Consider the following 7,033-nt stretch of genomic DNA (forward strand, 5'->3'; position numbering starts at 1 on the left):
GTTCGATGCGGAAGCCGCGGATCTTGACCTGGTCGTCGGCGCGGCCGAGGTACTCCAGGGTGCCGTCGGCGCGGCGGCGCCCGAGGTCGCCGGTGCGGAAGGCCCGGCTGCCGGGCGGGCCGTACGGGTCGGCGACGAAGCGTTCCGCGGTGGCGCCGGGGCGCCCGAGGTAGCCGTGTGCGACGCCCGGTCCGGCGATGTACAGCTCGCCCGGGACGCCGGCGGGTGCCAGGCGCAGCCGCTCGTCGAGGACGTGGACGCGCAGCCCGGCGACGGGTGTGCCGATGGGGACGACCTGCTCCCCGTCCAGGGGCGCGCTGATGGTGGCGCAGGCGGTGGTCTCGGTGGGGCCGTAGGCGTTGACCATGCGGCGGCCGGCCGACCAGCGGGCCGCCAGCGCGGGCGGGCACGCCTCGCCTCCGACGACGAGGGTGCACAGGCCGGGCAGCGACTCGGGCGGTACGCCGGTCAGGGCGGTGGGCGGGATGAGGGCGTGCGTGATGTTCCGGGAGGCGAGGACCTCGGCGAGGTCGGGCCCGGCGAGCGGGCCGGCCGACGGGACGACCAGCACGGCGCCCGCGGCGTACGCCATGAGGGTCTCCATCACCGACGCGTCGAAGCTGGGTGAGGCCAGTTGCAGGACGCGGCTGTCCGCGTCGAGGGCGAACCGTTCGGCCTGGGCGGAGGCCAGGGCGGGCAGCCCGGCGTGCGGGACGACGACGCCTTTGGGGGTGCCGGTGGAGCCGGAGGTGTGGATGACGTACGCGGGGTCGTCCGGGTGGATCGGGCGGGTGCGTTCGGCATCGGTGAGCGGGGTGCCGGGCAGGGCGTCCAGGGCGCGCCGGACGGCGGGGGCGTCGAGGACGGTGATCCGCTCCGTGTGCTCCGGCAGGCCGGTCGCGTGGGCGGCGGTGGTCAGGACGGGCCCGTCGGGGGCGGCGGCCAGCAGATGGCGGACGCGATCGGTGGGGTAGGCGGGGTCGACCGGCAGGCAGGCGGCGCCCGTCTTGAGGACCGCGAGCCAGGCGAGGGCCGTCTGCCCGGAGCGGGGCAGCGCGATCGGGACGACGGTGCCGGCGCCGACGCCGTGGGTCAGCAGCAGCCGGGCCAGGCGGTTGGTGGCCCCGTCGAGCTCGGCGTAGGTGAGGACGGAGCCGTCCGCCTCCAGGGCCGGGGCGTGGGGGCGTGCGGTTGTCTGCGCGGCGAACAGCGCGGGCACGTGGGGGTGGGCCGGCGGTGTGCCGGGCGGGTTCCAGGGGCCTCGCGCGAGCCGTTTTTCGCGCGGTGAGGTGAGGTCGACGTCGGTGACGGGGCGTGCCGGGTCGGCGGCGACGGCGCGCAGCAGGGTCAGCAGCCGTCGTGCCATGGCGCGGGCCGTGGTGGCGTCGAAGAGGTCGGCGGCGTACTCGACGTCGCCGGTGAGGCCTGCGGCGGTGCCGTCGGGGGCGCGGCGCTCCGCCAGGTTGACGGTGAGGTCGAACTTGGCGGCGCCGAGGTCGACGGGCAGCGCCGCGGTGCGCACGTCGGCCAGGTCCAGGCGGGGTGCGGCGTCCTGGAAGGAAAGCACCACCTGGAAGAGGGGGTGCCGGCTGAGGGTCCGCTGCGGCGCGAGCGCGTCGACGACCCGGTCGAAGGGGACGTCCTGGTGGTCGTAGGCGGCCAGGTCGGTGCGGCGGACCCGGGCGAGGAGTTCGGCGAACGAGGGGCAGCCGGAGGTGTCCACGCGCAGCGCCACCGGGTTGACGAAGAAGCCCACGGCGTCGTCGGCGGTCGTGTCGCGCCGCCCGGAGGTCGGGCTGCCGATGACGACGTCGGTGCCCGCGCCGGACGCGGTGAGCAGGGCGGCGAGGGCCGCGTGCAGCACCATGAACAGAGTGGCGTGGTGCTCGCGCGCCACGGTGAGCAGACGGGTGTGCAGGTCGGCGTCCACGTCGAGCGGGACGCTGCCGCCGTGGTGCCCGGCGACGGCGGGTCGCGGCCGGTCGGTGGGCAGGGGCAGCTGTTCGGGCGCTCCGTCGAGGGTGCGGCGCCAGTACTGCAACCCGTCCGCCCCCGGGGCGGTGCGCTGCGCGTGCCGGTCGAGGATGGCGGGGTGCGGGGCGGGCTGCGGCCACTGCGGGGTATGGCCGAGGCGGCGGGCCGTGTAGGCGTGGCCGAGGTCGCGCAGCAGCGGCCGCAGGGACCAGCCGTCACCGGCGATGTGGTGCAGCACCAGCAGCAGTACGTGGACCGGGCGGCCGTCGAGTGCGGGCGGCAGCTCGAACAGGGTGGCGCGCAGCGGCAGGTCGGCAGCGAGGTCGAAGGGGATACGGGCCGCGCGGGTCAGGTCGGCGGGCAGGGTGTCCTCGGCCGTGGCGCGGGTGACCAGGGCGAGGCGGTCGGCCGCGTGGGGCGGCAGGACCTCCTGGACGGGTTCGCCGTCGGTCTCCGGGTAGCGCGTACGGAGAATGCCGTGGCGGCGCACCACGTCCCGCAGGGCTTCCTCCAGAGCGTGGCGGTCGGGCGCGCCGGTGAGCCGGAAAGCGCAGGGGAGGTTGTACGTGGCGCCCGGTCCCTGCATCCGGTGCAATGCCCACATGCGGCGCTGGGCCGCGGTCAGCGGGAGCGGGCCGGGGCCGGCCGGGTGGGTGTCGGCTGCGGGGGCGGTAGGTGCTGGGAAATTGGGCACCGACGCGGACGAACCCGCACCCGCACCCGAACCCGACGCGGACGAACCCGCACCCGCACCCGAACCCGTCACAGACGAACGCGCACCCCCACCCCCACCCGCACGCGGACCCAGCACGGACGAGTCGGTGCTCGCGCGGGAATCGAGCCGGGAGGAAGCCGGGCGTACGCGGGAGGCGAGGGTGGCTGGGGTCGGGGTGTCGAAGATCGTGGCCACGCCGAGGTCGGTGCCGAAGGCGGCGCGGACGCGGGCGACGAGGCGGGTGGCGAGCAGGGAGTGCCCGCCGAGGTCGAAGAAGTCGTCGTCGGCGCCGACCGGACCGCAGCCCAGCACCTCCTGGAACAGGGCGCACAGCTCGTTCTCGGCGGGGTCGGCGGGCGCACGCCCCGTGGGGCGGGCGACCGGGTCGGGCAGGGCGTCCCGGTCGAGCTTGCCGTTGGGCGTCAGGGGCAGCGCAGGGAGGGGGACGACCGCGGCGGGCACCGTGTGCTGCGGCAGGCGCCGGGCCAGGTGGTCGCGGAGGCCCGCCGGGTCCGGGAGGCCCCCCGCGGCGGGCACGACGTAGCTCACCAGGCGGGGGCCGGTGGCGGCGCCGTCCTTGAGCACGGTGGCGGAGGCGGCCACGGACGGCAGCCGGCCGAGCTCGGCGTCGATCTCGGCGGTCTCGATGCGGAAGCCGCGCAGCTGGACCTGCCCGTCGGCGCGGCCCAGGTGTTCCAGGCCGTGCTCCTCGGTGTACCGGGCGAGGTCGCCGGTGCGGTACATCCGCGCTCCGGGCGGGCCGTACGGATCGGCGGTGAAGCGCTCCGCCGTGAGCGCGGGCCGGTCGAGGTAGCCGCGGGCCAGTCCCGCGCCGGAGACGTACAGTTCGCCGGTGGTTCCCGGCACGGCGGGCCGCAGCGCGCCGTCCAGGAGGTACAGGCCCAGGTCGGCGAGAGGACCGCCGATCGGGCTGCCGACGGTGTCGGCACCGGCGGCCCGGCGGTCCATCGTCAGGTGCGTGACGTGCACGGTCGTCTCGGTGATGCCGTACATGTTGACGATGCGCGGGCTGTCCTCCGGGTGACGCGTGTACCAGTCGCGCAGCGCGCCCGCGTCGAGTGCCTCCCCGCCGAGCACGACCCGGCGCAGCACCAGGTCACGCCCCAGCTCCGGACGCTCCCCGTCGGTGAGGCCGAGGTGCTGGAACGCGGTGGGCGTCTGGCTGAGCACGGTGACGCGTTCGGCGGCGAGCAGGCGCAGCAGCCGGGCGGGGGTGCGCACGGTGTCGTGCGGGACGACGACGAGCCGGCCGCCGTGCAGCAGGGGCCCCCAGATCTCCCAGACGGAGAAGTCGAAGGCGTACGAGTGCAGCAGAGTCCATACGTCGTCCGCGCCGAACCCCACAACCGGGCGGGCGGTGGTGAACAGCCGTACGACATTGCGGTGCGGGACGATCACGCCCTTGGGGCGTCCGGTGGAGCCGGAGGTGTAGATGACGTAGGCGGTGTGGTCGGGGTGCGGGGCCCGGTCGGGGCCGCCCCGGTCGGCGTCGGTGAGGGGGGTGTCGGGCAGGGCCGCGAGGGTGGCGCGGCAGGCCGGGGAGTCGAGGGTGACGCGGTGCGGGCCGTCGGGGACGCGCGCGGTCTCGCCGGTGACGGTGAGCAGCAGGGCCGGCCGGGCGTCCTCGACCATCAGGGCGAGCCGGTCGGCGGGGTAGCCGGGATCGAGCGGCAGGTAACCGGCGCCGGTCTTGAGGACGGCGAGCACGGCCACCGGCAGGACGGCGGAGCGGGGCAGGGCGAGGGCGACCAGCCGTCCGGGGCCGGCGCCGTGGCGCAGCAGCAGCCGGGCCAGCCGGTTGGCGCGGGCATCCAGTTCGCGGTAGGTGAGGTTCTCGTCCTCGGCGGTGACGGCGGTGTGGTCCGGCCGGCGGGCGGCCTGCCGTTCGAAGAGGGCGGGCAGCGTGTCCGCGGGGGCGGGGGCCGGACCGGTCGGGGGTGCGGTCGGCCGGGTGGCGTGGCGTTCGGCCGGGGTACGGACGTCGAGGCGGGCCAGCGGCCGGTCGGCGTCGGTGGCGAACTCCTCCAACAGGCGGAGGAACCGCTCGCGGTGGCGGTCGAGGTCGGCGGTCGGGTACTGCTGCGGGTTGGCGTCCAGATCGACGGGCATCGGGCCGGATCCGGAGTCGTAGCAGGTGATCTTGAGGTCGTCGACGGGCCCGTTGGACACGAAGCTCAGTCGGGCCGGCAGCGTGGCGAACGTGCCGGTGGCGGAGCGCATGATGTTGATCGTGGGGCCGTACAGCGGCTGCCGGGAGCCGAGGATCCGCAGGTCCCGCCGCAACTCCTCCTGGGGGTAGCGCTGGTGCCGGAGCGCCTCGCGCAGGGCGCGGGCGGCCTGGCCGACGAGGTCGCCCACGCGGGTGCCGGGGCGGACGGTCAGGCGCAGGGGGACGACGTTCGCCGTCATGGCCGGGGTGCGGCGGGCGGCCGGAGTGAGCCGGGCGTTGACGGCGAGGCCGAGCAGCAGGTCCGTGGCGCCGGTCAGGCGGTGGAGGAGCGCGGCGACGGCGGCGACCACCGCGGCGGGCCGTGCGCTGTCGAAGCGGGCGGCCAGTTCGTCCAGGGCGTGTGCCGGGCCGGCCGCGAGGACACCGCCGGAGCGTACGAAGGTGTGGGAGGCGGCGGCGGGCGGGCCCGCGAGAGACAGGGCCGGGGGCCGCTCGCGCAACGCCCGCTGCCAGTGGGCGCGGTCGTCCTCGTACTGTCGCGACGCGCGGTACGCCGTCTCCTCCTGCCACAGGCGGGACAGTGGCGCGGCCGGGTCGGCGGGGACGGCCCGGCCCTCGGTCAGGGCGCTGTGGACGGCCTCGACGCGGCGCTGGAAGAGCCACATGCCCATGCCATCGAGGAGTAGGTGGCCGGCCCGGTGGTACCACAGGTGGCGGTCGGCGCCGACGTGGAAGAGCGCGTGCGCGGACAGCGGGCCGTCGGACGGGGGCGCGGCCGTCGCGAGGTCGTCGCGCATCCACCGCAGCGCCTCGTCGTGGGTGGTCCGTTCCTGCGGCGGCAGGGGGACGTTCGCGGCCGGGGCGAGGCGCTGGACGGGCTCGTCGCCGAGGCGGCCGCCGGCGCCGTGCTCGGCGAACTCCAGGTGGAGGGCCTCGGTGCCGGCGACGGCGCGGCGCACCGCCTCGCGGAACGCGCCGGTGTCGAGCGGGCCGCGCAGGTCGAGGCAGGCGGCGCCGTTGTGGAGGGGGTTGCCCGGGTCCAGGCGCTGCGCGTACCAGATTCCGCGCTGCGCGGCCCCGAGCGGAGCCCAGTCGGTGCAGGGCGCTGCCTCGTCGAGCATCGGGACATCCTCCCGGGTGGCCGGCGACAGGACCGGGCGCCGCGTCGACGGCCGCTGGGGCCGCCGGTCCGCCCGGGGTCATCGTCGCGGACCGCTCTGACGGGCCGCTGACGGCCGTATGACGAGAGCCGCGTCAGGGCTGTGCCAGCGGGCCGTCAGGGGCCGGTGGGCAGACTGTGCGTGCGGCCCGACCGGTGCCGCGGTGAGGAGGCGTACGACGTGACGACCGGGACCGACGTCCCGCGGGGGACCGTGTTCGCGGCCCGCCCCGTGCCGCGGCCGCGCGTGCGGCTGTTCCTGTTCCATCACGCCGGAGGATCGCACCAGATGTTCCGGGACTGGGTGGGTCGCCTCCCCTCCGACTGGGAGATCTGCCTGACGGACGCGCCGGGGCGGGGGCTGCTGTCGCAGACGCCGCCGGTGCGGGACGTGCGGTCGCTGGTGCGTGGGTTCCTGGAGGAGCTGCTGCTGTGGCTGGACCGGCCGTTCGCCTTCTTCGGGCACAGCATGGGCGCGCTGGTGGCGCATGAGCTGACGCTCGCGCTGCGGGACGCGCGGTTGCCGCTGCCGGTGTGGCTGGGCGTGTCGGGCCGGGGCTGTCCGCGCTCCGTGCTGGCCCGCCCGACCTCGCTGCACCGCCTGCCCGCGGACCGGCTGCGTACCGAGGTGGGGCGGATGGGCGGCACTCCGGAGCAGGTGGTGCGCGACGCGGAGCTGTGGGACCTGCTGGAGCCGGTGCTGCGGGCGGATTTCGAGCTGGTGGAGACCTGGCGCCCGGACGCCGGCCGGGCCCTGCGGGTCCCCGTTCCGCTCAGCGCCTTCGGGGGCACCCGCGACCCGTTGGTGGCCCCCGCCGAACTCGCGGGCTGGGCCGACTACGGCGACTTCGGCGGCTGCCACCTCTTCGAGGGCGGACACTTCTACTTCGCTCCGCCGGCCAACCGCGTGCCGGAGACGGTGACCCGGGAGATACGCACCGCACTGACCGGCATGCCCGCCGGCGGGGGCCCCGGGGCTGCGCGCTGACGGGCC

Annotated in this window: 2 protein-coding genes; one reads left to right on the forward strand and one right to left on the reverse strand. The window is 76.4% G+C overall.

Features of this window, described 5'->3' with window-relative positions; translation table 11 throughout:
- The coding region (locus CLM62_RS52745) for a non-ribosomal peptide synthetase (protein WP_095751942.1) at positions 1–6,001 on the reverse strand (6,001 nt) is incomplete at its 3' end.
- A gap of 219 nt (positions 6,002–6,220) precedes the next feature.
- Between CLM62_RS52745 and CLM62_RS23845 the strand changes: the two genes are divergently transcribed.
- A complete protein-coding gene (locus tag CLM62_RS23845) occupies positions 6,221–7,027 on the forward strand; it encodes a thioesterase II family protein (protein WP_257004047.1) in 807 nt (268 codons plus the stop codon).
- The last annotated feature ends 6 nt before the right edge of the window (positions 7,028–7,033 follow it).

The organism is Streptomyces sp. SA15 (assembly GCF_002291145.1).
Classification (GTDB): Bacteria; Actinomycetota; Actinomycetes; order Streptomycetales; family Streptomycetaceae; genus Streptomyces.